At 60.3% G+C, this 25,102-nt stretch carries 18 protein-coding genes and 1 riboswitch; of the genes, 7 read left to right on the top strand and 11 right to left on the bottom strand.

All coding sequences use genetic code 11. The annotated features are described in order from the left end of the window. Nucleotide 1 precedes the first annotated feature (1 nt). Nucleotides 2-1,321, bottom strand: coding sequence for a signal recognition particle protein (locus ENJ54_03015; GenBank protein HFC08818.1), 1,320 nt, complete (start codon nt 1,319-1,321; stop codon nt 2-4). 138 nt (nt 1,322-1,459) lie between these two features. Between ENJ54_03015 and ENJ54_03010 the strand changes: the two genes are divergently transcribed. The 7 genes from ENJ54_03010 to ENJ54_02980 all read left to right on the top strand — a co-directional run bounded on the left by ENJ54_03010 (nt 1,460) and on the right by ENJ54_02980 (nt 13,001). Beyond that, a complete protein-coding gene (locus ENJ54_03010; protein ID HFC08817.1) occupies nt 1,460-2,476 on the top strand; it encodes a LacI family transcriptional regulator in 1,017 nt (338 codons plus the stop codon). 83 nt (nt 2,477-2,559) lie between these two features. Continuing rightward, nucleotides 2,560-4,011, top strand: a complete 1,452-nt coding sequence (locus ENJ54_03005; protein ID HFC08816.1) for an extracellular solute-binding protein — start codon at nt 2,560-2,562, stop codon at nt 4,009-4,011. A 74-nt stretch (nt 4,012-4,085) separates the two neighbouring features. Next, on the top strand, nt 4,086-5,021 hold the full coding sequence (locus ENJ54_03000) for a sugar ABC transporter permease (protein ID HFC08815.1): 936 nt from the start codon (nt 4,086-4,088) through the stop codon (nt 5,019-5,021). Nucleotides 5,022-5,063: 42 nt separating this feature from the next. Continuing rightward, nucleotides 5,064-5,930 (top strand): carbohydrate ABC transporter permease, encoded by an 867-nt coding sequence (locus ENJ54_02995; GenBank protein ID HFC08814.1) that lies wholly within the window; start codon nt 5,064-5,066, stop codon nt 5,928-5,930. Nucleotides 5,931-6,178: 248 nt separating this feature from the next. Then, nucleotides 6,179-6,294, top strand: a riboswitch (SAM riboswitch). Nucleotides 6,295-6,440: 146 nt separating this feature from the next. Then, on the top strand, nt 6,441-9,992 hold the full coding sequence (locus ENJ54_02990; protein ID HFC08813.1) for a methionine synthase: 3,552 nt from the start codon (nt 6,441-6,443) through the stop codon (nt 9,990-9,992). Nucleotides 9,993-10,199: 207 nt separating this feature from the next. Next, complete coding sequence (locus ENJ54_02985) at nt 10,200-10,952, top strand: hypothetical protein (GenBank protein HFC08812.1); 753 nt, start codon at nt 10,200-10,202, stop codon at nt 10,950-10,952. Nucleotides 10,953-11,105: 153 nt separating this feature from the next. After that, complete coding sequence (locus ENJ54_02980) at nt 11,106-13,001, top strand: bifunctional homocysteine S-methyltransferase/methylenetetrahydrofolate reductase (GenBank protein ID HFC08811.1); 1,896 nt, start codon at nt 11,106-11,108, stop codon at nt 12,999-13,001. Between the two features lie 54 nt (nt 13,002-13,055). Here ENJ54_02980 and ENJ54_02975 read toward each other — a convergent pair whose 3' ends face one another. The 10 genes from ENJ54_02975 to ENJ54_02930 all read right to left on the bottom strand — a co-directional run. Beyond that, nucleotides 13,056-14,063 (bottom strand): rod shape-determining protein, encoded by a 1,008-nt coding sequence (locus tag ENJ54_02975; protein ID HFC08810.1) that lies wholly within the window; start codon nt 14,061-14,063, stop codon nt 13,056-13,058. A gap of 8 nt (nt 14,064-14,071) precedes the next feature. Beyond that, nucleotides 14,072-14,524: an ATP synthase F1 subunit epsilon gene (atpC, locus tag ENJ54_02970; protein HFC08809.1), complete on the bottom strand. Its 453-nt coding sequence runs from the start codon at nt 14,522-14,524 to the stop codon at nt 14,072-14,074. Nucleotides 14,525-14,532: 8 nt separating this feature from the next. Further along, the gene (atpD, locus tag ENJ54_02965; GenBank protein ID HFC08808.1) at nt 14,533-15,939 is read right to left on the bottom strand and encodes a F0F1 ATP synthase subunit beta; all 1,407 of its coding nucleotides are present in this window, start codon (nt 15,937-15,939) and stop codon (nt 14,533-14,535) included. A 168-nt stretch (nt 15,940-16,107) separates the two neighbouring features. Then, entirely contained in the window at nt 16,108-17,031 is a 924-nt protein-coding gene (gene atpG / locus ENJ54_02960) for an ATP synthase F1 subunit gamma (protein ID HFC08807.1), read from the bottom strand. A gap of 12 nt (nt 17,032-17,043) precedes the next feature. Next, nucleotides 17,044-18,711 carry a F0F1 ATP synthase subunit alpha gene (locus tag ENJ54_02955; GenBank protein ID HFC08806.1) on the bottom strand — a complete coding sequence of 556 codons (1,668 nt, stop codon included), beginning with the start codon at nt 18,709-18,711 and terminating at the stop codon, nt 17,044-17,046. Nucleotides 18,712-18,727: 16 nt separating this feature from the next. Then, on the bottom strand, nt 18,728-19,798 hold the full coding sequence (locus ENJ54_02950; protein HFC08805.1) for a M42 family peptidase: 1,071 nt from the start codon (nt 19,796-19,798) through the stop codon (nt 18,728-18,730). Nucleotides 19,799-19,992: 194 nt separating this feature from the next. Beyond that, nucleotides 19,993-21,009: an ABC transporter permease gene (locus tag ENJ54_02945; GenBank protein HFC08804.1), complete on the bottom strand. Its 1,017-nt coding sequence runs from the start codon at nt 21,007-21,009 to the stop codon at nt 19,993-19,995. A gap of 54 nt (nt 21,010-21,063) precedes the next feature. Next, nucleotides 21,064-22,128, bottom strand: coding sequence for an ABC transporter permease (locus ENJ54_02940; GenBank protein ID HFC08803.1), 1,065 nt, complete (start codon nt 22,126-22,128; stop codon nt 21,064-21,066). Between the two features lie 70 nt (nt 22,129-22,198). After that, complete coding sequence (locus tag ENJ54_02935; GenBank protein HFC08802.1) at nt 22,199-24,214, bottom strand: ABC transporter substrate-binding protein; 2,016 nt, start codon at nt 24,212-24,214, stop codon at nt 22,199-22,201. A gap of 128 nt (nt 24,215-24,342) precedes the next feature. After that, a partial coding sequence (locus tag ENJ54_02930) for an ATP-binding cassette domain-containing protein (GenBank protein ID HFC08801.1) occupies nt 24,343-25,102 on the bottom strand: 760 nt, incomplete at its 5' end.

Genomic DNA, 25,102 nt, shown 5'->3' with positions numbered 1-25,102 from the left:
GTTAGAAAGGTAAACCGAGGCCGCGGAAGCCGGTTTTCTTCAGTGTTTTGAACATGCGGCGCATTTGGCGATATTGTTTCATCAGCTGGTTGACGTCTTGCACGGTGGTGCCCGAGCCGCGAGCAATGCGGCGGCGGCGGCTGGCGTTGAGAATGTTGGGGTTGCGCCGCTCTTCGGGGGTCATGGAATTGAGGATGGCTTCGGTGACTTTGAGCTGCTTTTCGGCTTCCTGGGGGGAGATTTGCCGCGCCGCTTGCCCTAACTGACCGGGGAGCATATCCAGCAGTTGGCCCAAGGGGCCGAGTTTGCGCAGTTGCCGCAGTTGCTGGGCGAAATCTTCGAGGGTAAAGTCGCCGGAAAGCATGCGCTCGGCCTGGCGTGCGGCTTCTTCTTCGTCGAGGGCTTCTTCGGCGCGCTCGATGAGGCCGATGATGTCGCCCATGCCCAGGATGCGGTTGGCAAGGCGGCTGGGGTCAAAGGCTTCCAGCGCGTCTAACTGTTCGCCGGTACCCAGGAATTTGATGGGCACGCCGGTGACGCTGCGGACGGAAATCGCCGCACCGCCGCGCGCATCGCCGTCCATTTTGGTGAAGACCAGCCCGGTGAGGGGCACGGCTTCTTTGAACCCGCTGGCAACATGGATGGCTTCCTGGCCGATCATTGCATCCACCACCAGCAGCACTTCGGCGGGATGAATGCGGTTGGCGATGGCGCGGATTTCGTCCATCAAAGCGTCGTCCAGTTGTGAGCGGCCGGCAGTATCTAAAATCGTGACGCTAAAGCCCCCGGCGGCTGCTTTTTTCTGGGCGTGCACGGCCAGGTCGGGCGGGGCTACACCTTCTTCGTAGAAGACCGGGATGTCTAATTGTTTGCCGAGGGCTTGAAGTTGTTGCACGGCCGCGGGGCGGTAGGGGTCGGCGGCCACTAACATCACCCGCTCACCCTGCTTGCGCAGGAAGCGCGCCAGTTTGGCCGCGGTGGTAGTTTTACCGGAGCCCTGTAAGCCGACCAGCATGATGCTACGGGGTTTGGGGCCGCTCAGTTCCAGCGGGGCGGGTTCGCCCAGGGTCGCAATGAGTTCCTCGTGAACGATTTTGATGACCTGCTGGGCGGGGTTGAGCGCGCGCGAAACCTCGTGGCCGATGGCCCGTTCGCGCACCCGAGCGACGAAATCTTTGACGACTTTGTAGTGAACATCGGCTTCCAGCAACGCCAGGCGAACTTCCCGCATGGCGGCATCGACGTCGCGCTCGGACAGTTTGCCGCGTCGCTTGAGTTGGGAAAAGACCTGGTTGAGCCGTTCGGTCAGGGTTTCAAACATGGGCATCCTCGCAGAAGACAGGTAGTGTCAAGATTGTAGTCTTGAAGCGGGGGGAGGTCAAGCGCCTTGACAAAGCATTTCCCTTTCCCTATAATGTAATTGCGTTTCCAAATCGTTTTGGAAAAACGGGTGCCTGCTATGACCGACGCTGTGACGATTAAAGACATCGCCCGCCGGGTGGGAAAATCGGTGACCACCGTTTCGCGAGCGCTGCACGGCTATTCCGATGTGGCGCCGGAAACCCGCGAACTGGTGCAGCGTGTGGCGCGGGAAATGGGTTACACCCCCAACGTCATGGCACAGCGCTTGCAGAAGCAGCGCGCCGAGACCCTGGGGCTCATCTTGCCGACGTTTGGGCCGCGCTTTTCTGACCCCTTTTTCAGCGAGTTTGTGGCAGGTGTGGGCAACCAGGCAGCAGAACGGGGCTATGATTTGTTGCTTTCTACTCGCGCCCCAGGCGAGGAAGAAATGGCGGCCTATCGCAAGGCGGCGTTGGGCCGTCGGGTTGATGGTTTCATCATCATTCGTACTCGCGCTCGGGATGAGCGCATTCGCTTCTTGCAGCAAATTGGCTTCCCTTTCGTGGCCTTTGGGCGCACGGCCTCGGAGAACGATTTCCCCTATGTGGATGAAGATGGCGTGGAAGGCATGCGGCAGATTGCCCATCATCTGGCGGACCTGGGGCATCGCCGCATTGGCTATCTTTCCCCACCGTTGGATTTGATGTTCGCCCAGCACCGCCTGGAGGGCCTGCGCCGCGGCCTGGCCGAGCGCGGCCTGGCCCTGGATGAGGCGTATCTGCGAATTGGCGCGCTGACCGAGCAAAGCGGCTATGCTCTTGCCCGGGAGTTGCTGACGCTTCCCGTCCCCCCCACAGCGTTGGCTTGCGGCAATGATTTGATGGCTATTGGCGCGATGCGCGCGGCTCAAGAGCGTGGCCTCAAAATCGGGCGCGAAATTGCCATTAGCGGTTTTGATGATATTCCCCTTGCCCAGCACACTTTTCCCCCGCTGACCACGGTGCATCAACCCATTTACCAGATCGGCAAGCGGGTGGCTTCTATGTTGATTGATTTGGTCGAAGGCAACCCTCTGGCCGAGCGCCAGGTATTGTTGAAACCCCAATTCGTTGTTCGACAGTCGACGTTGCCTTAGAGGAGGTGGTGCCCACAAAACTATCTGACTCGGTTGGTTTTTTCGCCTGTTTCGTTTGAGCGAGAGATGAGGAGGAAAGCAAGATGAAACATAAACTTTATGTCCTTTTTGGGCTGCTGTTGGTGTTGAGCATGGTGTTGGTAGCCTGCGGACAGCAGTCGCCTGCCACTGTTGTCGTCACGAAGGAAGTCAAAGAAGTGGTGACGCAGGTGGTAACGCAAGAAGTGGTCGTCACCAAGGAAGTCCAGACCAAGCCGACGCACATCATCGAGTTCTGGACCACCGATAACGAGGAAGAGCGCGTCAAGCGGTACGAAGAGGTGGCCGATCGCTACATGAAACTGCACCCCGATGTGGAAATTCGCATTGTGCCCATCGATGAGGCCACCATCAGCCAGCGGATTGCCACGGCCCAGGCGGCTAACCGGCTGCCCGACATTGTGCGCATGGGCGTGGAGCGGGTTGCTGCTTTTGCTGCCGACGGCATTTTGGATGAGGATTTGGCGACAAAGGCCATTGATGCCATCGGGAAGGACGACTTCCGCGCCGGCCCGCTGCAAATGGTCACCGACCCCTCGACCGGTAAATATGCCGCCGTGCCTTACGATGGCTGGATTCAGGCCATTTGGTATCGCAAAGACATCTTCGACCAACTGGGCCTGCAGCCGCCCATCACGTGGGACGACATCAACGCTGCCTGCGACAAGCTGCCCGGCACGGAGAACTTGCTGTATGCCCTGGTGTTGCCCACCGACCCCGGTCAGAACTACCCGCACCAGGTGTTTGAGCAGGTTGCCATGTCGAACGATGCCTGGCCGTTTGATAACCAGGGCAATGTGACGATGAATTCGCCCAACATGGTGGAAGCCCTGAGGTTCTACACCGGCCTGCAGCGTTGTGCCGCCCCTGGCCCGCAGTACTGGCGCGGGGCGCGCGAGATGTACGAACTCGACCAGTCGGGGATGCTCTTCTACTCCACCTACATCATGGACGACTTGGTCGAAGGTTCGGGCAAGGAAGGCGGCGGGAAGATTCAGCTGGCTGTGCCCGATCTGGCAAAGAAGACCGGTTTCGCGCCGGTGATGCAAGGCCCGAATGGCCAGGCCACTTATGGTCAGTTGGTGACTTTGGGCCTCATGAAGGGTGCTGACCCGGTCGCCGCCGATGTGGTCAAATTCTTCATGACCGGCCAGAATTACCAGGATATTCTGGCCCTGGCGCCGTTTGGCAAAGTGCCGGTGCTGAAGAGCGCGGTGGATGGTTGGAAGGGGTTGAGCAAGTACTTCCAGTATTACAGCCCCGAAACGTTGGATGAAATTGCCAACGGTTACGACCACATGGAACGCTGGCTCTTCCGCCCCGATTACAATGCTACCGAGCGCGCGGTCATTGGTGATATGGAGGGCCGGCTGCTCATTCCGCAGGTCATCAGCAATATTGCGCTGGAAGGCAGCATGACGCCCGAAGAAGGCGCACAGTGGCTCCAGCAGCAGGTGGAGCAACTCTACACTGACCGAAAGAATCAGCAGAAGTAACACGTTCTCGCTCTCAGCCGAGGGATGGCCGTGTCCAGCCGTCCCTCGGCTTTTTTGGCTTGCCGAGGTGACTTATGTCTTTGGTTTCCCGCTGGCGGTCGCTGCGCGCCCAAGAGGCGCGCTTGGGATGGGCTTTACTCGCGCCGACGCTCATCATCGTTTTTGGGGTGGTCATTTTTCCGGCTTTCTTCAGCGTCTGGATTAGTTTCCACGCTGTGGGGTTGCATAATTTGAACGATGTTTTCCATGCACCCTTCAACGGCCTGGAGAACTACAAGCGCGTAGTTACCGATTTCGCTTTCAAGTATCACAGCATTCAAAACATGGGGGCGGCGCTGACCAGCATTGTGTATTCGTTCAGTGCGACGTTTTTGGCCCTCGTTGGCGGCCTGGTGGCGGCTTTGCTGCTCAACAGGCCTTTTCGTGGCCGCGGGCTGGTGCGGGCCACTTTTCTGTTTTCCTACGTGGCGCCGATTGTTAGCGTGGCTTTTGTGTGGCGCTGGATTTTAGACCCGCGCCCCTCGGGGGTGATGAACGATATCCTCATGCGGCTGGGTATCATTCATGCCCCGATGGCGTATCTTTCCCAGCGGGGGTTGGCGCTCGTTGTGGTGATTTTGCTGGATGCATGGCGTTATTTCCCCTTCGCGATGTTGATGATTCTGGCGCGATTGCAGGCCATCGACAAGAGCCTTTACGAGGCTGCCGAAGTGGACGGCGCGAACGTTTGGGCTCGTTTCCGCTATATCACCCTGCCTGAATTGCGGTATGTGTTGGGCGCGGTGTTCCTGCTGCGCCTGATTTGGACTTTCAACAAGTTTGACGACATTTTCTTGCTGACGGGCGGCGGCTTTGGCACTAAGGTTTTGCCCATTTTGGTGTACGAGTTCAGTTTCCGCCTGCGTGATTTTGGTCGCGGCGCGGCGGCGGCGATGATTTTGGTGGCGTTCCTTGTGGTGTTCATCGCCGTGTATCTGCGCTTTGTCATGCGTTCCGATGAGGAAGCCTGAGGAGGAGCGGCAATGAGCGAGCGCGAGAATGTGCTGACTTACATGGCGCGGCGGCTGGACCTGGGCAAAATCGTTTGGCTGATTACGCTGACTTTCTTTTTGGTGGGGGTGCTGTTCCCCTTCTATTGGATGGTCTCTTCTTCGTTCAAAACCCAGGTGGAAATCGGTGGGCGCCACCCTGTGTATGTGCCTCATGCCCTGAGGCTGGATGCGTATAAAGAACTTTTCGATCCCAATGCGCCGCATTTTCAGGATTTTGGGCGCAATATCGTCAACAGCCTTAAGGTTTCTGTGCCCACGGCGTTGATTGCGGTGGTTTTGAGCGTGTTAGGGGCCTATGCCATCGCTCGCCTGCGTTTCAAAGGCAAGGAATTGATGCTCAACGGTGTGCTGGCGGTGTATCTCATTCCGGGGGTATTGCTGATCATTCCTCTCTTCGCCATGGTGGCGAAAATCGGCGATGCTGTAGGCTTTGAAGTGCAAGATAACCTCGGTGTGTTGGTGTTTACTTACCTTGCGCAGACGCTGCCGGTGGCGCTTTACATGCTCACTAATTACTTCCGCACCATTCCCGACGAAATTGAGCAGGCTGCTCTCATGGATGGTTGCAATCGGCTGGAAGTCATTTGGCGGGTGACGTTGCCGCTCTCGATCCCGGCGATTGTGTCGGTGTTTGTCTATACTTTCATGATTGCCTGGAACGAATTCCTGTACGCTTTCGTGTTTCTCAATAGCCCCGAAATGTTCACGATGCCGATCAAAATCCAGGCGATTTTCAACGCCCCCAGCCCGCGGCCGAATGTGGTGATGGCGGCTTCAACCCTCATGACAATACCGGTGGTGTTGCTCTTCCTGGTGTTGGAGCGGTTCCTGGAGGAAGGTTTGACGGCAGGTGGCGTGAAGGGGTGATGCCTTTGCTGAGGTGGTAAGGCGGAGGGCGCTGTTCGGTTTTATGGAGCACCCTGCCCCTGCACCCTAAGTGAGTGCGGGGGCAGGCCGCGTGGTGGGACTTGTGCACGGCGGTGTTCTGGTTTGACTAAGCGTCGTTTCGCGAAGTTCTTCCCTGGGGCTTCGGCACGGCGTAAGGGGCGTTTTGGGAAACTTGCCCTTCCTGCGTCGTCGTGGTAAACTTGCGCTCAACAATTGCATAGGATGTTTCCTCATCCAGAGAGGTGGAGGGACCGGCCCTGTGAAACCTCGGCAACCAGGCGCTTTCGGCAACGAAACGCCCAGGTGCCAATTCCGGCAGGCATTTTTGCCTGGAAGATGAGGGTTGAGACGACTTTCAGCCTTCCGCTTCCAGGAAGGCTTTTTCCATTTAGTCGCGTAGTCGCGTCGTCGGGCAGTCTGATAGTCAACGCCTGACCATCCGACGACCTGACTAAATGACTATCTGACTAAACGACCAAAGGACTACCTATGAACCACACCAACCGCCGCTACCTTGATGCCCTCGCCGAGCGCGTCCTCATCTACGACGGCGCGATGGGCACCAACCTCGAAGCCCAGCACCTGCCCGTGGACTGCTACGGCGGCGAAAAGTACCGCGGCCTGAACGAAATGCTCAACCTGACCTGCCCGCAGGCCGTGGAACGTGTCCACCGTGCTTTCCTTGAAGTGGGCGTGGATGTCATTGAAACCAACACCTTCCGCGCCAACCGCATCACCTTAGCCGAGTTCGGCCTCGCCGACAAGGTGCTGGAAATCAACCGCGCCGCGGCTTCCCTTGCCCGCCGCGTGGCCGACGAATACGCCGCCAAAACCGGCCAGCCCCGCTTTGTCGCCGGCTCCATCGGCCCCACCGGCAAACTGCCTTCCGCCGACGACCCCGACCTTTCCGATATTTCCTTTGACGAACTGGCCGACGTCTTCCGTGAGCAGGCCGTTGGCCTCATTCAGGGCGGCGTGGACGTGCTCCTGCTGGAAACTTCGCAGGACATTCTGGAAGTCAAAGCCGCCGTCCACGGCATTTTGCGCGCTTACGAGGAAACCGGCGAATGGCTGCCCATTCAGGCGCAAATCACCATGGACACCACCGGCCACATGCTCTTGGGCACCGACATTGAAGCCGCTTTAGCCATTCTGGAAGGCTTGCCCATTGACGTTATCGGCATGAACTGCTCCACCGGCCCGGAGCACATGCGCCCCTCGGTGGAATTCCTCGGCAGCCACTCCCCCCTGCCGATTTCCGTCATCCCCAACGCGGGTTTGCCCATCAACGTGGATGGCGAGGCGGTTTACCCCTTGGAGCCTGAACCCTTTGCCGAACAACTGGCCGAGTTTGTGGAAAAGCACGGCATCAGCGTGGTCGGCGGCTGCTGCGGCACTACCCCTGCGCACCTCAAAGCCTTGGTGGAACGCGTCCACGGCAAGCGCCGCCCGGCGCGCCCGATTTTGGACATCCCTCGGCTGGCCTCTGCCGTGCGGGCGTATTCCATGCGGCAGGAGCCGCCGCCCCTGCTCATCGGCGAGCGCTGCAACGCACAGGGCAGCCGCAAGTTCAAGCGCCTGCTCCTCGCCGAAGATTGGGACGGCATCATCGCCCTCGCCCGCCAGCAGGTGGAGGCTGGCGCGCACGCCTTGGACATTTCCGTCGCCGTCACCGAGCGTCCCGACGAGGCCGCACTGATGCGCACCGTGGTGCACAAACTCACCGCCGCGGGCATTGAAGTGCCTTTGGTGATTGACACCACCGAGCCTGAGGTGATGGAAGCCGCGCTCAAAGCCGCGCCGGGGCGCTGCCTGCTCAATTCCACTCATTTGGAAAGCGGGCCGGAGAAGGCTTCGCGCGTGCTGCGGTTAGCCAAACTGCACAACGCCGCGGTGATGTTGCTCACCATTGACGAGCGCGGCATGGCAAAAACCGCCGACCGCAAGGTAGAAGTTGCCAAGCGCCTGTACGACCTCGCGGTGAACGGGCACGGCCTGAAGCCCGAAGATTTGGTCTTTGACCCTCTCACTTTCACTTTGGCTACCGGCGACTCTGATCTCGCCGACGCGGCCAAAGAGACTTTGGAAGCCATCCGCCGCATCAAGGCCGAACTGCCCGGTGTGTTCACCTCATTGGGCGTGAGCAACATTTCGTTTGGGCTAACCAAGGCGGCGCGCCCCGTCATCAACAGCGTTTTTCTCTACCACGCGGTGCAGGCGGGGCTGGACATGGCAATTGTGAACCCGGCGCGAATCACCCCCTACGCCGACATCCCCGAAGAAGAGCGCGAACTGGCGGAAGACCTGATTTTCAACCGCCGCCCCGACGCGCTCCAGCGGGTGATTGAATTTTACGAAGGCCGCGAAGCCCGCCCCTCCACCCACCGCGACCCGCTGGCCGGCCTTCCACTGGAAGAGCGCCTCTACCAGCGCATTGTCCATCGTTACAAGGAAGGCATTGAGGCCGATATTGATGCTTTGGTGCTGCAGCAAATAAAAACCACAGATTACACAGATTACACAGATTTCACAGAAGAAAAATCTGCGGAATCTGTGAAATCTGTGGTTGCCACCCCCGCCACCCACGAAGCCGCGATCCACATCCTCAACGACATCCTCCTGCCCGCGATGAAAGAAGTGGGCGACAAATTCGGTGCGGGCGAACTCATCCTGCCCTTCGTGCTCCAGTCCGCCGAGGTGATGAAAAAGGCCGTCAACCACCTGGAACGCTACCTGATGCGGCAGGAGGGCGTTTCCAAAGGCACCATCGTGCTCGCCACCGTGTACGGCGACGTCCACGACATCGGCAAGAACCTGGTCAAGACCATTTTGAGCAACAACGGCTACACCGTGATTGACCTCGGCAAGCAGGTGCCGGTGGAAACCATCGTCAAGGCCGCGGAAGAGCACAACGCCGACGCCATCGGCCTGAGCGCGCTGCTCGTCAGCACCAGCAAACAGATGCCCGCCTTAGTCAACGAACTCCACCGCCGCGGCTTGCACTACCCCGTGCTCATCGGCGGCGCGGCCATCAACCGCCGCTTCGGGCGCCGCATTTTGCTCACCGAAGACGGCCATTTCTACGACGCGGGCGTCTTTTACTGCAAAGACGCCTTTGAAGGGCTTGCCATCATGGACGCCCTGCAGGACACCAACCGCCGCGACCTCATCATCCGGCAGGTGATTGACGAAGCCAAACGCGAACTGGGGCAGGAAAGGGCGTCCAGCGGCGAAAAGCGCGCCCCGCGCCCGCGCCGCCGCGTGCCGCCAGCGCCCGACATCCCCATACCGCCGTTTTGGGGCGCCAAGGTGGTGGAAAGCATCTCCCCCGAAGCCGTGTTCCCGCTTTTGGATAAACGCGCCCTCTTCCGCCTTTCGTGGGGCGCGAAAAACGCCCGCGGCGAGGCGTGGAAAAAACTGCAGGCCGAATTTGAAGCCCGCCTTGCCCAAATGCAGCGCCAGGCCCTGCGGGAAGGCTGGTTTCACCCGCAGGCGGTGTACGGCTACTGGCCGTGCCAGGCCGACGGCGACAACCTGCTGGTTTACGACCCTGCCTCGGTGGAAGCGGACGAGCCGCGCGTGCTGGAAATTTTCACCTTCCCCCGCCAGCGCAGCCGCGAAGGGCTGTGCCTCGCCGATTACTTCGCCCCGGTGGATTCCGGCGTGATGGACGTCGTCGCCTTCCAGGTGGTCACGGTGGGGAAGCAAGCCACGGCGCGCTTTGACACCCTGCAGGAAGCGGGCGAATACACCGAAGCCTACTTCTTCCACGGCCTTGCGGTGCAAACCGCGGAGGCCACAGCGGAATTTCTGCACCGCCACATCCGCCGCGAACTCGGCCTGCCGCCCGACCGCGACAAGCGCTACTCGTGGGGCTACCCGGCCATCCCTAACTTGGAAGACCACGCCAAGGTGTTCCGCCTGCTGCCTGCAGAAAGCGCCCTGGGCATGAGCCTCACCGCGGCGCATCAGTTAGTGCCCGAGCAATCCACCGCGGCCATTGTGGTGCACCACCCGGAGGCGAAGTATTTTGCGATTTGATTTTGGAGTGCGGCGACGAGTCGCCGCTTTGGAAAGCGGCATCGTGATGCCGCACTCCAAAGGAGGCTGCGATGAAACAATGGTCTCATGCTCCCGCCCACTGGACTTTCCAGCCGGGAATTTACATGGTGACCGCCGCCGCTTGTTGCCGACTTCCCCATTTGGCCGCTGCGGCGCAATTTTGGAGTGCGGCGACGAGTCGCCGCTTTGGAAAGCGGCATCGTGATGCCGCACTCCAAAGGAGGCTACGATGAAACAATGGCCTCATGCTCCCGCCCACTGGACTTTCCAGCCGGGAATTTACATGGTGACCGCTGCCACTTGTCGCCGACTTCCCCATTTGGCCGCTACGGCGCAATTTTGGAGTGCGGCGACGAGTCGCCGCTTTGGAAAGCGGCATCACGATGCCGCACTCCAAAGGAGGCAGCGATGAAACAGTGGCCTCACGCCCCCGCCCACTGGACTTTCCAGCCGGGAATTTACATGGTGACCGCGGCCACTTATCGCCGCGCTCCCCATTTGGCTGCTCCTGAGCGCAAGGATTTGTTCCAAAACGCCTTGTTCGCCATCGCAAGCGAGTTCGGCTGGGAACTCCACGCCTGGGCTATTCTCAATGAGCATTACCACTTCATCGCCCATTCCCCCGATAACCCTGCGACACTCCGACGCTTTATCAGCAAATTGCACATGACCACCGCCAAAGCCTTCAACCGTGAAGACGGCACGCCAGGGCGCAAAGTATGGTTTCAGTATTGGGATAGCCAAATCACCTTTCAGCGGTCATATCTGGCAAGACTTCGTTACGTCAACCAGAACCCTGTCAAGCACGGCCTGGCAAAAACTGCCGAAACGTATCCTTGGTGCTCTGCCCAATGGTTCAACGAACACGCCTCGCCTTCTTTTGTAGAAACTGTGCAGTCTTTCAAAATTGACCGCGTGAAGGTTTACGAGCCGATATAAACAAGCGGTGGCTTTGTTGGAATGTGACATGCATCACGCCGAGGCGAAATACTTCGCGATTTAGGATTTGCGATTAGCGGTTTGCTCCGCCTCCCGCCTCCCGCATCCCTCCAAATTACCCACGCAACCAAGTAACCAGGTATCCAACCCACCATGCCCACTCCCCGCGAACGCTTCCTCAACCTCCTTGAAAACGCCGACAAGCCCATTTTGCTTGACGGCGCGATGGGCACGCTTTTGCACGAGCACGGCATCGGTTTCGACGCGTGCTTCGACGCCCTCAACCTCACCAATCCTGCGCTGATTGCCGACATCCACCGCCGCTACATTGACGCCGGCGCGCAAATCATCCTCACCAACACCTTCGGCGCAAACCGCTACCGCCTCGCCGAGCACGGGCTGGAAGATAAAGTCGCCGAAATCAACCGCGCCGGCGTGGAACTTGCCCGCCGCGTGGTGCTGGCTTCTTTCAAAGACGTGCTGGTCGGGGGTGACGTCGGCCCCCTGGGCGTGCGCTTAGCCCCCTTTGGTCGGGTGCAGCCCGAAGAGGCGCGAGAGGCCTTTCGCGAACAAATTGCCGCGCTGGCCGAAGGTGGGGTGGATTTTGTCGTTATTGAGACCATGAGCGACCTCTACGAAGTGCGGGAAGCCGTGGCCGCGGCCCGCGAAGTCGCCCCTGACCTGCCGGTGGTGGCTTCCCTTTCGTTCACCCGCGACGACGTCACCCTCTTGGGCGACCCGCCCGAAAAGGTGGCCGAGGCGCTGCTTTCCTACGGCGTGGACGTGCTCGGCGCGAACTGCTCCGGCGGGCCTGCCCAGTTGCTCCGCATTCTGCGGCGGATGCGCAAGGTCGCGCCCGATGCCTATTTTTGGATCAAGCCCAACGCAGGCTGGCCTGAGCGCCTGCCCAATGGCCGCATTGCTTACCCCGCGGGCGCGGCCTATTTTGGTGAGTATGCTCGCTTTTTTGCCCAGGAAGGCGCTTCGTTAGTGGGGGGCTGTTGCGGCACCCGGCCGGAGCACATCGCCGCGATGCACCAAAACCTGGCCGAGTTGCCGCCGGTGCTTTCGCTGGAATGGAATCCTGCTCAGCCCCAGGAAGACGCGGCTCCCGAAGCGGCAGCATTGTCTCCCAGCGGGTTGGCGCAGAAACTGGCCGCGGGGGAATTCGTGGTGGCGGTGGAAGTCCAGCCGCCGCGAGGCTTTTCGGCCCACAAGGTTATCGCTGCAGCGCAATTGCTGGCGGACGTGGGCGCGGACGTGCTGGACGTGGCCGACAGCCCGATGGCACGGATGCGCATGAGCCCGTGGGCAGTCTGCCACCTCATCCAGCGGGAAGTAGGCATTGAGACTACCCTCCACTTCCCCACTCGCGGGCGCAACCTGCTGCGGGTGCAGGGCGATTTGCTCGCCGCGCACGCCCTGGGCATCCGCAACGTCTTTGTGGTCATGGGCGACCCCACTTCCATCGGCGATTACCCCGAAGCCGCCGACAACTACGACCTGGTGCCTTCCGGCCTGATCAAACTCATCAAGCAGAAATTCAACGCCGGGGTTGACCACGCGGGCAGCACCATCGGTCAGCCGACGTCGTTCTTTGTGGGGTGCGCGCTTAACCTCAACCCCAAAAACCCCGAGCGCGAGTTCAAGGTGCTGCGCCGGAAGATCCGCGCCGGGGCTGATTTTGCCCTCACCCAACCGGTCTTCGACCCCGAAAAAGCCCGCCGCTTTCTGGAAGCCTACGAGGCCGAGTTTGGGCCGCTGGAAATCCCCGTGCTGGTGGGGGTGATGCCGCTTTACAGCCGCCGCCATGCCGCCTTCCTGCACAACGAAGTGCCGGGCATTGAAATTCCGCCGGAGGTGATGCGACGCATTGAGCAAGCGGGCGACAAAGCGCCGCGGGAAGGTGTGCGCATCGCTCAGGAGTTGGTGGAAGCCATTCGCCCGTGGGCGGCGGGGATTTACATCATGCCCCAGTTTCGGCGCTACGAACTGGCGGCGGAGATTGTCGAGGCAGCGAAGGGTGGGGAGGCTTCCCGCCCGGCATAAAAATACCGGCCCCGTATTGTGCGGGGCCGGTGGGCGTTTGAGGTAAGCGGGGGATCACGCGCTGAGCAAGTGCCGACGCAGCACGGGCAGGTGTTCCAGCCCGCGGGCGGCGCCAATCACGGCAGCGTGTTGGGGGTTATCCACCAGGTAGGCCGGAACACCCAGTTCTTTGGTCATCAGGCGGTCCAGCCCACGCAGCAACGCTCCGCCGCCACACAGGGCGATGCCGCGGTCGATGACATCGGCCACCAGTTCCGGCGGCGTTTTTTCCATCACCAGCCGCACCGATTCCACAATAGCGTGCAGCGGTTCCTGGAAGGCTTCCACCACCTCGCTGGTGGTGAGGGTGATTTCCCGGGGCAGCCCCGTGACCTGATCCTGCCCCTGGACTTCGGCGCTCATTTCTTCGTCTAACGGCACGGCGGCACCGATTTTGAGTTTGACCTGCTCGGCCGTGGGCTGGCCGATGATCAGGCCATATTTGCGGCGGACGTAGGTGACGAGGGCTTCGTCGAGGGCGCGACCGCCCTGGCGCAGCGTTTCGGCCGCCACCACGCCATACATGGCAATGACCGCTGCCTGGGTGGTGCCCGAGCCGAGGTTGACAATCATGTTGCCCGCGGGGCTGCCCACCGGCAGGTCGGCGCCCAGGGCCGAAGCCAGCACGGTGGGAATGAGGAAGGCTTCGCTGCTGCCGGCTTGCAAGATGGCTTCGTGTACTGCCCGCCGTTCCACGCTGGTGACGCCGTAGGGCACGGTGATCATCACTTTGGGGCGGAACAGCCACGAAGCGCCGCCTGCTTTCCGCAGCAGAATGGCGAGCAGTTTTTCCGTCAGTTCGTAGTAGGCCACCACGCCGTTTTGCAGCGGGCGGATGACTTCGTAGACCTCGGGCGTGCGGCCTTCCATTTCGGCGGCCTCTTCGCCCGCGGCGACCATGCGCCGCTCGGCAACGGCGATGGCGACCAGCGTAGGCTCATCCAGCAGCACCTGGTCGCCTTCGGCAATCCGCACGCGATCGGTGCCCAGGTCAATGCCCAGGTTTCGGGAGAAAAGTGCCATCAGGGGCCTCAGTCCTTATCCTCAGCGGGGCCGGACTGGATTTGCGGGCCTTGCTTGGGGCGGAAGCGGCGGGCGGCTTCCAGGCGGATGCGGGCGCGCTGGAGCGCAGCCTGGGCCTTGAGGTGCTCCGCCGCCGTAGGAGGTGTGGTTTTGAGCAGTTCTTCGGCGCGCTTGCGGGCTTCTTCGGCGCGCTTGACATCGATTTCAGTGACGTGCTCCGACGCGTTGGCGAGGATGGTCACTTTGTCGGGGCGCACTTCAACCACGCCACCGGTGACGGTAAACACCTCTTCATCGCCGTCGTGCACAACCTTGATGAAGCCGGGTTTGAGGGTTGAAAGCAGCGGCGCGTGGTCGGGCAGGATGCCCATTTCGCCGCTCGCCCCAGGCACCACCACCATATCGGCTTCGCCAGCCCATACCATGCGATCCTGGGAGACGATTTCACAACGGATTGGCATAACGCCTCCTACGCGGCTTCGCTCGCCATCTTCTCGGCTTTCTCAACGGCTTCGTCAATCGTGCCGACCATGTAGAAAGCCTGTTCGGGCAGGTCGTCGTGCTTGCCGTCCAAAATTTCGCGGAAGCCGCGGATGGTTTCTTTGAGCGGCACGTAGCGGCCGGGGATGCCGGTGAATTGCTCGGCCACGAACATCGGCTGGGAGAAGAAGCGCTCGATCTTGCGGGCGCGGCTGACGATGAGTTTGTCGTCTTCGCTCAGTTCTTCCACGCCGAGAATGGCGATGATGTCTTGCAGGTCTTTGTAGCGCTGGAGCACCTGCTGCACTTCGCGGGCGGTGCGGTAGTGGTCTTCGCCCACGATTTGCGGGTCCAAAATCCGGCTGGTGGAAGCCAGCGGGTCCACCGCGGGGTAAATGCCTTTGGCGGCGATGGAGCGTTCCAGCGAAATGGTGGCGTCGAGGTGGGCGAACACCACCACGGGGGCCGGGTCGGAGTAGTCGTCTGCGGGCACGTAGACGGCCTGCATGGAAGTAATCGAGCCCTGCTTGGTGGAGGTGATGCGTTCCTGCAGTTCGCCCATTTCGGTGGCCAGGGTCGGCTGGTAGCCCACGGCGGAAGGCAGGCGGCCTAACAACGCCGACACCTCAGAACCGGCCATCGAGAAGCGGAAGATGTTGTCAATGAACAGCAACACGTCTTTGCCCTGGTCGCGGAAGTATTCGGCCATGGTCAGGCCGGTCAGGGCCACGCGCAGGCGCACGCCGGGCGGCTCGTTCATCTGGCCGTAGACCATCACGGTGTCGGGCATCACGCCCGATTCCAGCATTTCGCGATAGAGTTGCGTGCCCTCGCGGGTGCGCTCACCCACGCCGGTGAACACTGAGTTGCCTTTGTGCACCTTGGCGATGGTGCGGATGAGTTCCATGATGATCACGGTTTTGCCCACGCCCGCACCGCCGAAAATGCCGGTTTTACCGCCTTTGGTGAAGGGGGCAATCAGGTCGATAACCTTCAGGCCGGTTTCGAACACTTCCACGCTGGTGGACTGTTCTTCGAAAGCCGGGGCGGGGCGGTGGATGGGGTACACCGTGGAGGCTTTGACGTTGTCGCCGCCATCGACGGTTTCACCCAGCACGTTGAAGATGCGCCCCAGCACTTCGGGGCCCACGGGCACGGAAATCGGCGCGCCAGTGGCTTCCACGGGCATGCCGCGCTTCAGGCCATCGGTGGCGCCCATCGCCACGCAGCGGACCCAGTTGTTGCCCAGGTGCTTTTGCACTTCCAGCACCAGGGGTTGATCATCATCACGAAGCACCTTGACGGCTTCGTAAATTTCCGGCAATTGTTCGGCGGGGAATTCCACATCGACCACGCCGCCCAAAATTTGCACTACTCGGCCAGTTGCTTTCGCCATGCTTGCCTCCAAAATTCGCGAATGCGTAATTCGTGATTCGGTTATTGGTATTTGCGGTATCCACCGATGACACAGATTTTCACCGATTTTTGCAACCGCAGATTTTGTGGATTACACAGAAAATCTGTGCCCATCTGTGTAATCTGTGGTTTTTTGCGTCTTAGCGGCTTACCCTGCAGCCTTGCGGGCCTCGGCGGCCATGGCCTGGGCAAGCGCTTCCGCGCCGCCGGCGATGTCGAGCATTTCGCTGGTGATGCTCTGCTGGCGGGCTTTGTTGTATTCCAGTTGCAGCGCGTCGGCCAGTTCGCTGGCGTTGTCGGTCGCGTTCTTCATCGCCACCATGCGGGCGGCGTGTTCGCTGGCCTGCGATTCCAGAATGGCGTGGAAGACCTGCAACTGGGTGAAGCGCGGCACGATTTCGTCCAAAATCTCGGTTTCGTCGGGTTCGTAAATGTAGGAAGCCACCACTTTGTGGCCTGCGGTGGGGGCAAATTCCTGTACCCGCTCGCCGTCTTCGACTTCCAGGGGCAGCAGTTTTTTGCGGGTGGGGTTCTGCCGCAGCATGTTGATGAAGTCAGTGTAAACCAGGTGCACTTCGTCGGCTTTCCCGTTGAGGAACTCTTCGACCAGCAAGTGGCCGATTTGGGAAACATCGGCGAACTTGGGGCGGTCGGGAATGCCGCTGAAGTCGGCCACGATGTGTTTGCCGCGGCGGTGCAGGATTTCGCGGCCTTTGCGCCCCACGGTCACATAGTGCACCGGCACCGGATAATCGTCGAAGGTTTTGAAGGTGTAGCGCAGCACGTTGGTGTTGTAAGGGCCGGCCAGGCCGCGGTCGCTGGTAATGAGCACCACAAGGACGTTCTCGACCTTGTCGCGACGGGTCATCAAAGGGTGCATGTGTTCACGGCCAGGCTGCATGGCGACGTGCGTCAGCACTTCCCATGCTTTGGTGGCGTAGGGGCGGGTGGCTTCCACCGTGGCAATCGCCCGCTGCACTTTGCTGGCGCTGACGGCCTGCAAGGCGCGGGTGATTTGCGCGATGTTCTTGACGCTTCGAATGCGAAGTTTGACTTCTCTCGCGGTCGCCATAGGCCTCTATCCTTAGCTCCAGCCGGCCATGAACGCGTCCAGGGCCGCCTTGAGTTGCGCTTCGGTTTCGGAGGTAATTTTGCCTTCGCTGATGATGGCGCGGCCAACCTCGGGATGCGAAGTATCCATGAAGCGCAGCAGGTCCTGTTCCCACTGGCGCATCTTGTCTAACGGCACGCTATCGGCGTAGCCGTGGGTGGCGGCGTAAATCACGATGATTTCGTGTTCCAGTGGCACGGGCGAGTATTGCGGCTGCTTGAGGATTTCCTGCATCCGCAGGCCGCGATTGAGTTGCGCCTGGGTGGCCTTGTCGAGGTCAGAGCCGAACTGGGCAAAGGCCGCCAGTTCCCGGAAGGCCGCCATGTCGAGGCGCAAGCGGCCGGCCACCTGCTTCATGGCCTTGGTTTGGGCGTCGCCGCCCACGCGGGAAACCGAAATACCGACGTTGATGGCCGGGCGGATGCCCGCGTAGAAGAGGTTGCTTTCCAGGTAAATCTGGCCGTCGGTAATGGAAATGACGTTGGTGGGGATGTAGGCCGAGACGTCGCCCAGCAGGGTTTCGATGATAGGGAGGGCGGTCAGCGAGCCGCCGGTGCCGCGCACTTTGACGACCTTGTAAGCGTCGGCGTTTTCCATGGCCTTGCGGGCTTCTTCGGCTTCGTGCTCGCCCACCGGGCCGCCGTACACCTTGCCGTCCACGCCGTCTTCGGGCGCGGCCATGCCGTCTTCGCTGGCGTAGTCCGCGGGCACGATGACGTATTTGTCGGCCATGCGGGCGGCGCGTTCCAGCAGGCGGGAATGCAGGTAGAAAACGTCGCCGGGGTAGGCTTCACGGCCGGGGGGACGGCGCATGAGCAGGGAGACTTCGCGGTAAGCCCAGGCATGCTTGGAAAGGTCGTCGTACACGATGAGGGCATCACGGCCGGTTTCCATGAATTCCTCGCCGATGGCGCAACCGGCGTAGGGGGCCAGGTATTGCAGCGCCGCGGGTTCGTCGGCCGAGGCCACCACCACGGTGGTGTATTCCATCGCCCCGAACTTTTCCAGCACAGCCACGGTGCGGGCGACCTGCGCTTTTTTCTGACCGATAGCGACATAAATGCAGAGGACGTCTTTGCCCTTCTGGTTGAGGATGGTGTCAATGGCGATGGCGGTTTTACCGGTCTGGCGGTCGCCGATGATAAGTTCGCGCTGGCCGCGGCCGATGGGGATCATCGCGTCGATGGCTTTGATGCCGGTGAGCAGGGGGGTGTCGACGTCTTTGCGCTCGATCACGCCGGGGGCAATGCGCTCCACCGGGCGGTAGTGGTCGAATTTGATGGGGCCTTTGCCGTCGATGGGTTCACCGAGGGCGTTGACCACGCGGCCGATCAGGCCGTCGCCCACAGGCACCGAAGCGATGCGCTTGGTGGTGTAGACTTTGGTGCCTTCTTCGATCTCGGTGTAGTCGCCCATGATGATGATACCGACATTGTCCTTCTCTAAGTTGAAGGCAATGCCCATCACGCCGTTCTCGAAGCGCACCAGTTCCTGCGAGCGGACGTCGGAGAGGCCGCTGGCGCGGGCGATACCATCACCGGCTTCCAGCACGACCCCCATGTCGCGCACTTCCAGTTGCGGCTCGAAGGCCTCAATTTGCTTTTGTAAATCGTCTACGATTTGTTTGATGGGTTCAGCCATTTCGCCTCCAGGGTACTCACCGCGTCAATGCCGCCACCGTGTCCGCATCCAGGCGGCGGAGCACGGCCACCAGCAATTGCACGGCCTGATCAAAGTCGTCACGATGGATTATCGCGCTGTGGGAATGGATATGACGGGCAGGAATGCTGAGCACAATCGTAGGCACGCCGGTACGGTGCAGGTGAATGACTGCCCCATCGGTCGCGCCGCCTTCCACAAAGGAAATCTGCAGGTTGACGCCGATTTCCTTTGCCGTTTCCAGGAACAGGTCCCGCAGCCCCAGGTTAGGGATCATGCTACGGTCGTAAATCAGCAAAGAAGGCCCCTGGCCCATTTTGGCGGGGGCCTGTTCGCCTTTCACGCCGGGCACGTCGCCGGCAATGTCGGCTTCCAGCACGATGGCGAGGTCGGGGTCTACCGCCCACACGCCAGTATGTGCGCCGCGCACGCCGACTTCTTCCTGCACCGTGGCGACGGCATAGACGCTGTTGGGGTGGCTTTCCTGCTGCAGGGCTTCCAGCGCCTGAATCATCACCGCCACGCCCACCCGGTCGTCAAAGGCTTTGGAAAGGTAAGCCTTGCCACTGGCCAAAACGACAAAGTCGGCGCGCGGCACCACGGGGTCGCCGGGGCGCACACCGGCTTCTTCGACTTCCTCCCGCGAGGTCGCGCCGATGTCGATATACATATCCTTTTTCTGCACGACCTTGTTGCGCTCGTCGGGGGGAAGTAAATGGGGGGGCTTGGCGCCGATAACACCGACCACGTCCCCCTTGTTGGTCTTGATGATGACCCGCTGCCCCAGCAGCACCTGGTCGAACCAGCCGCCCAGGGGCAGGAATTTAATGAAGCCCTCTTTGGTAATGTGCTTGACCATGAAACCCACTTCGTCCATGTGGGCGGCCAGCATAATTTTTGGGGCTTCGGCTGCGCCGGGTTTGTAACAGATGAGGCTTCCCAGTTTGTCTTGGGAAACCTCACCGAGCGGCTCCAGATACTGCCGAATTAAAGCCCGCACGGGCGCCTCAAAGCCGGGGACGCCGTGCGCCTCAGTGAGGTGTTGCAAGAGGGTTATGGTTTTATCCATGCGCGCGCAAAATCCTTGGTTGAGGTACTGCGCCCGTCAGGCACAGTGCAACTTCCCCAACAGCCTCTTCCAAGCCTGATGGGAAACGCTAAAATGATACCCGAAAGGGGGAATATTGTCCAGTTCTTCCTGGCGGCGGTTAAAAAACACAGCCCTTGCAAAGGGCTGTGTAGGGAAGGTGGATGCAAGATGACCTACTTCCTGCCGCGCAGGCGAGGGTCTAAGATGTCGCGTAAGGCGTCGCCAACCAGGTTCCACGCCAGCACGAAGAGCACCAAAGCCATGCCGGGGTAGACCACGATGAACCAGTATTGCCCCAGGTCGGTAATCCAATCGCGGGCGAAGGAAATCAACTGGCCCCAGTCGGCATAGCCCACTTCGGCGCCGACGCCCAGGAAGCTCAGGGCGGCGAAGCTGAGCACATACGAGCCCATATCCATCGAGGCGACCACCAGCGTGGGGTAAATGGCGTTGGGGAGGATGTGTTTGAGCAGAATGCGGCGGTCAGAAGCGCCCAATACTTTGGCGGCGAGAACGTATTCCCGCTCTTTGACGGAAAGGATGTCGCTACGAATGAGGCGCGCGTAGCCCATCCATCCGAACATAATCAAGGCAATGGATGGTGGTATCAGACTCTTTCCCATCACAGGGGCAAGGATGGCGGAAAGGGTCAACGCGGCCAGCAGGAAGGGGAAGCTCATGAAGACGTCGGTGACGCGCATGATCACCATATCCACGGCGCCGCCGTAATAAGCCGAAACGGAGCCGAGGAAGATTCCCAGTGTTGCCACAGAAAGCGTGATAATCAGCCCGACTTTGAAAGCGGTGCGGGTGCCCCAAACGACACCATAATAAATATCCCATTGGCCGCTGGCTGTACCCATCAGGTGCACCCAATGGTCTTTGTGCATGATGGGTTCCCACCAGAACGGTAAGGGGGGCTGGCGGACGCGCCAGTCCGTGCCGGGCATTTTGGGGTTCGGGCTGAAGCCATCGCGCGGGATGTGGTAAGGGTTAGCGTTGGGACGGGGCGGCGCCAACACGGGGGCAGCCAGGGCGACAATCAAAAACAGCCCAAGTAATGCCAACCCCGAGAGAGAAAGGGGGTTGGTCAGCAGCCCCTTCAACATGCGGTAAAAATCGGGGCCCAGCAGGCGCTCCAGCCGTCCCGGTTCTTTGCTTTTGAGTGCTATCGTGTCTTGAGATGCCATCATTGCTCCTCGTAAATCAAGATAGGGGGTGCAGGGGGGCCTATCTTGGTTAGGTTATTCCAGCCGTACGCGGGGGTCAATGTAGGCGTACATGATGTCTACCACCAGGTTGGAGAAAATCAGCAAGGTGCCGCTGAACAAAGTGAGGCCGAGCACGGTGACGACGTCCAGGTTAAGGGCAGCATCGGCTGCGGCTTTCCCCATGCCGGGGTAGTTGAACACGGTTTCGGTGATCACCACGCCGTTGAGCAGGCCAACGACCATCATGCCGCCGATGGTGACCACCGGCATGAGAGCATTCGGGAGGGCGTGGCGGAAGATCACGCGCCGCTCGCTCAGCCCTTTGGCCCGGGCGGTGGTGATGTAGTCTTGTCGCAGCACTTCCAGCATCGAAGAGCGGGTGACGCGTAGCAGCAGGGCCCAGTTGAGGTAAGAGAGGGTGGTGATGGGGAGGATCAGGTGTTTGAAGGCATCCCAGAAGACATCCAGGCGGCCGTTGAGCAGGGCGTCGAAGGTAATCATGGTGGTGTAATTGTGAAACTGCGGGGAACGCACTACGGCGTCAGCCCAGTCTGAAATGCGCCCTGGGGGGAACCACTTGAGTTCGGCGTAGAAAATCATCAGCATCAACAAGCCGAACACGAACGTGGGGAACGACCATCCCAAAATGCTGAACACGCGTGCCATTTGGTCGATGAATTTGTTGTGATTGACGGCAGCCACTACGCCTAAAATCACGCCGCCGAGAATCACAGGAAGAACACTCCATAAAGCCAATTCGAGCGTTGCCGGAAAACGGCGCTTAATGATTTCGATCACGGGCTCAGAGGCCGTACGCGAATAGCCAAATTGCCCGAACAGAATGCCGCCTTCGTGCTTACCGGTTTTTTCGTCGGTCACACCGACCAACCAACGCCAATATTGCACGTAAAACGGTTTGTCCAGCCCGTATTTGCGGATGACGCCTTGCAGCACGCGCTCATTGCGCGGAATGTCGCGGACGTAAAGCGCGGAACGCTGGGTTGGCCCCAAAAACTGCAGCATCAGGAAAATCAGTACGGTGACTCCGAAGAGTAACAGCGGAATCATCAGCAACCGCCGCATGATGTAATTGAACATCCTGATCCACCTCCAAAAGGGCGGGGGAGCGCCTGCAAGCACAGGCGCTCCCTGCCCTTTGCCAAGAAGGTTACTTCTTGATAGAGTAGAGATAGTAGAACGCGGGGGCGATGGGGTTGTAGTACCAGCCTTGTACCCACCGCTGTTCGTAATGCCGCCCGGTTGCCACCGCCAGGCGGATGGCCGGCGCGTATTTGTAGTCCAGTTCGGTGAGTTGCTTGTAGATCTCGGCGCGTTTCGCCGGGTCGGTCTCGGCCACGCCTTCGCTCACCAGTTTCTGGAACTGGTCATGGATGTCTTTGGGCATGTTCTGCCGCCGTGCGTAGGTGCCGACGGTGAACGGTTGCGCCCAGTTGTGCGGGTCGTGGATGTCTTCAATCCACCCGCTGATGAACATCGGCAGGCGGCCAGCGCGATAGGCGTTCAGGAAGGCCGGCCACGGCAGACCCACTGCCTCGATCTCGAACTTGGGGTCGATGTCGGCGAAGTCGGCCTGCAGAATCTGCGCCACGGTCTGGCGGGTGACGTTGCCGCTGTTGTAGGCCACCTGGAAGCGGAAACCTTTCTCCCACACTTGACCATCCCAGGCCTGCTTCAGTTCTTCCACGCACTTGTCTTTGTCGTAAGTGTAGTGCGGGCCATTGGGGTCGTAGCCAATCATTCCGGGGATGAGCGGACCGACGTTCTGGACGCCTTCGCCGTTGAGGGCATCTTTGATAAAGGTGTCCCAGTCGAAGCAGTAGTTGAAGGCCTTGCGGACGTGGATGTCGGAGAAGAAGTCGGCAGGAATGCCGTTGCCATCCAGTTTGCCACTGCCAATGTAGGGGTTGCCGCCGTCGGTGTTGATCTTGAAGTTGAAGAAGACGTCGGTGCGGATGACGGTGGGCATGCCCTTCCACAGGCGCAGCGGCTGGTTGGGGTTGTCAGAAGGCTTGCAGTCGAAGTCGCTCTTGTCGGCGTTCCAGACGCAGATCTCGCCAACCAGTGGGTCGACCTGAGCCACGTTCTGGCGCGGCACATCGGCGAAGTCGGCATCGCCGGCCTTCAGCATGGCGAAGCGGGTTCCCCACTCTTTCACGACCTTGAGCACCACGGTCTGGATGGAAGGTGCGGTCGGGGCGCCGTCCCACGCCGGGACGTTCTGCTCGGCGCGCCAGTAGTTGGGGTTCGCCTTGAGGACGATTTCCTCACCCGGCGTCCAGTGATCCAGAATGTAGGGGCCAGTGCCGTTTTCCACCTTGCCGAGCGGGGCGGTGGAGTCGTCAACGCCGTAGTAATTCTGCCAGGTGTCGCAGGAGCCATCCCAGGCGCCTTGCTTGATCGCCCATTGCTTGTCAATAATGGAAGCCCAGCCCTGGGCAATCGTTGCCAGGAAGGGGCCCCACGGCTGCGCGAGCTGCATCGTCACAGTGCCTTTGTCGTTGTCGTAGGTGATGGCGTTGACGATTTTCTCGCAGGCGGCCTTGAGTTTCTCGGGGTCGGCTTTCTTCAAGGCGTCGGGGTCGTCATCCAGCGCGCCGGTCGGGTCGACCAGCTCGGCGATGTCGTAGGTGCCGATGCCGAAGAAGGGCTCGGTCAGCAGCCACATCGGCGAGTCCGTGCCGCCCTGCAAGATCGCACGCTGGAAGGTATAAGCGACGTCTTCGGGGGTGAGCGTGTCGCCGTTGTGGAACTTCACGCCCTTGCGGATGTAGAAGGTGTAGGTCTTGCCGTCTTCGGAGATTTCCCACTTGGTTGCCAGGTCGGGCACAAAGTGGGTGGCGTCGCTCTTGTCGTACGTCACCAGCTGATCGTACAGGTTCATGATGACGCCGATCCCCGAGCTTTCATAGTCCCACGCCGGGTCCAGGCTTTCAGCGTCGCCGATGGTGGCCACCACCAGGGTATCGGGGTGCGGCGACTTGAATTCCTTGGGCTGCTGGGGGGCGGGGGTGGCTTCCACAATCTGGGTTACCACCACTGTGCCGCCGGGTTTTTCGACCACCTGGGTCACCACGACGGTCTGAGGGGCCTGCTGGCCGCATGCTGCTAATGCCAACGCCGCGACGACCAGCACGGCAAACAAGACAATCCACGTGCGTTTCATGCTCCTCCTCCATTAGGAATTAGGAAACAGCGAAAAGGGAAGAATGGGTCAGGAAAAGACGGGGCTTCTCCGATACACATCACCTCCTTTCGTGGGGGTTGAGGCATCTGGCTTAGGGAACAGTATGGCTAAATCAGATGGCACGCGGCCCAGTGGCCGGGGGAAACCTCGCGCCATTCGGGCTCCTGTTCGGCGCAGATGTCTTTGGCAAGGGGGCAGCGGGTGCGGAAACGACAACCGCTGGGTGGGTTGACCGGGCTGGGAACGTCGCCCTCCAGCACAATGCGTTTGCGTTGGCGTTCTTTCTTGGGGTCGGGAATGGGCACTGCCGAAAGCAGGGCCTGGGTGTAAGGATGCAGGGGGTGGGCGTAGAGTTCGTCGCGGTCGGCGAGTTCCACTATTTTGCCCAGGTACATCACCGCGGTGCGGTCGGAGATGTGCCGCACCATGCTCAGGTCGTGGGCGATGAAGAGGTAGGTGAGGTTGAATTTTGCTTGCAGGTCTTCAAGCAGGTTGACGACTTGGGCCTGGATGGAAACATCCAGCGCGGAGATCGGCTCATCTAACACGATGAATTCGGGTTGCAGCGCGAGGGCGCGGGCGATGCCGATGCGCTGGCGCTGGCCGCCTGAAAATTCGTGGGGGTAACGGCTTACAAAGGAGGGGCTGAAGCCCACCAGGTTGAGCAGTTCGGCCACCCGTTCTTTGCGTTCCTGGGGCGTGCCGATGTTGTGGATTTCCAGCGGCTCTTCCACAATTTTGCCGACCGTCATGCGAGGATTGAGCGAAGCGTAGGGGTCTTGGAAAATCATCTGCATGTGACGGCGGGCTTTCCGCAATTCGGCGCCCTTGAGGCGGGTAAGGTCTTGCCCTTTGAAAATGCCGCTC

This window comes from Chloroflexota bacterium (assembly GCA_011322445.1).
Classification (GTDB): Bacteria; Chloroflexota; Anaerolineae; order Anaerolineales; family DRMV01; genus DRMV01.
Note: the sequence above shows the minus strand (reverse complement) of the source record. Positions and strands in the feature narration are given on the sequence as shown.

Coding starts and splice junctions, on each gene's coding strand:
- ENJ54_03015 (HFC08818.1), bottom strand. CDS start 1,321: ATGTTTGAAACCCTGACCGAACGGCTCAACCAGGTCTTTTCCCAACTC.
- ENJ54_03010 (HFC08817.1), top strand. CDS start 1,460: ATGACCGACGCTGTGACGATTAAAGACATCGCCCGCCGGGTGGGAAAA.
- ENJ54_03005 (HFC08816.1), top strand. CDS start 2,560: ATGAAACATAAACTTTATGTCCTTTTTGGGCTGCTGTTGGTGTTGAGC.
- ENJ54_03000 (HFC08815.1), top strand. CDS start 4,086: ATGTCTTTGGTTTCCCGCTGGCGGTCGCTGCGCGCCCAAGAGGCGCGC.
- ENJ54_02995 (HFC08814.1), top strand. CDS start 5,064: ATGGCGCGGCGGCTGGACCTGGGCAAAATCGTTTGGCTGATTACGCTG.
- ENJ54_02990 (HFC08813.1), top strand. CDS start 6,441: ATGAACCACACCAACCGCCGCTACCTTGATGCCCTCGCCGAGCGCGTC.
- ENJ54_02980 (HFC08811.1), top strand. CDS start 11,106: ATGCCCACTCCCCGCGAACGCTTCCTCAACCTCCTTGAAAACGCCGAC.
- ENJ54_02975 (HFC08810.1), bottom strand. CDS start 14,063: ATGGCACTTTTCTCCCGAAACCTGGGCATTGACCTGGGCACCGATCGC.
- atpC (HFC08809.1), bottom strand. CDS start 14,524: ATGCCAATCCGTTGTGAAATCGTCTCCCAGGATCGCATGGTATGGGCT.
- atpD (HFC08808.1), bottom strand. CDS start 15,939: ATGGCGAAAGCAACTGGCCGAGTAGTGCAAATTTTGGGCGGCGTGGTC.
- atpG (HFC08807.1), bottom strand. CDS start 17,031: ATGGCGACCGCGAGAGAAGTCAAACTTCGCATTCGAAGCGTCAAGAAC.
- ENJ54_02955 (HFC08806.1), bottom strand. CDS start 18,711: ATGGCTGAACCCATCAAACAAATCGTAGACGATTTACAAAAGCAAATT.
- ENJ54_02950 (HFC08805.1), bottom strand. CDS start 19,798: ATGGATAAAACCATAACCCTCTTGCAACACCTCACTGAGGCGCACGGC.
- ENJ54_02945 (HFC08804.1), bottom strand. CDS start 21,009: ATGGCATCTCAAGACACGATAGCACTCAAAAGCAAAGAACCGGGACGG.
- ENJ54_02940 (HFC08803.1), bottom strand. CDS start 22,128: ATGTTCAATTACATCATGCGGCGGTTGCTGATGATTCCGCTGTTACTC.
- ENJ54_02935 (HFC08802.1), bottom strand. CDS start 24,214: ATGAAACGCACGTGGATTGTCTTGTTTGCCGTGCTGGTCGTCGCGGCG.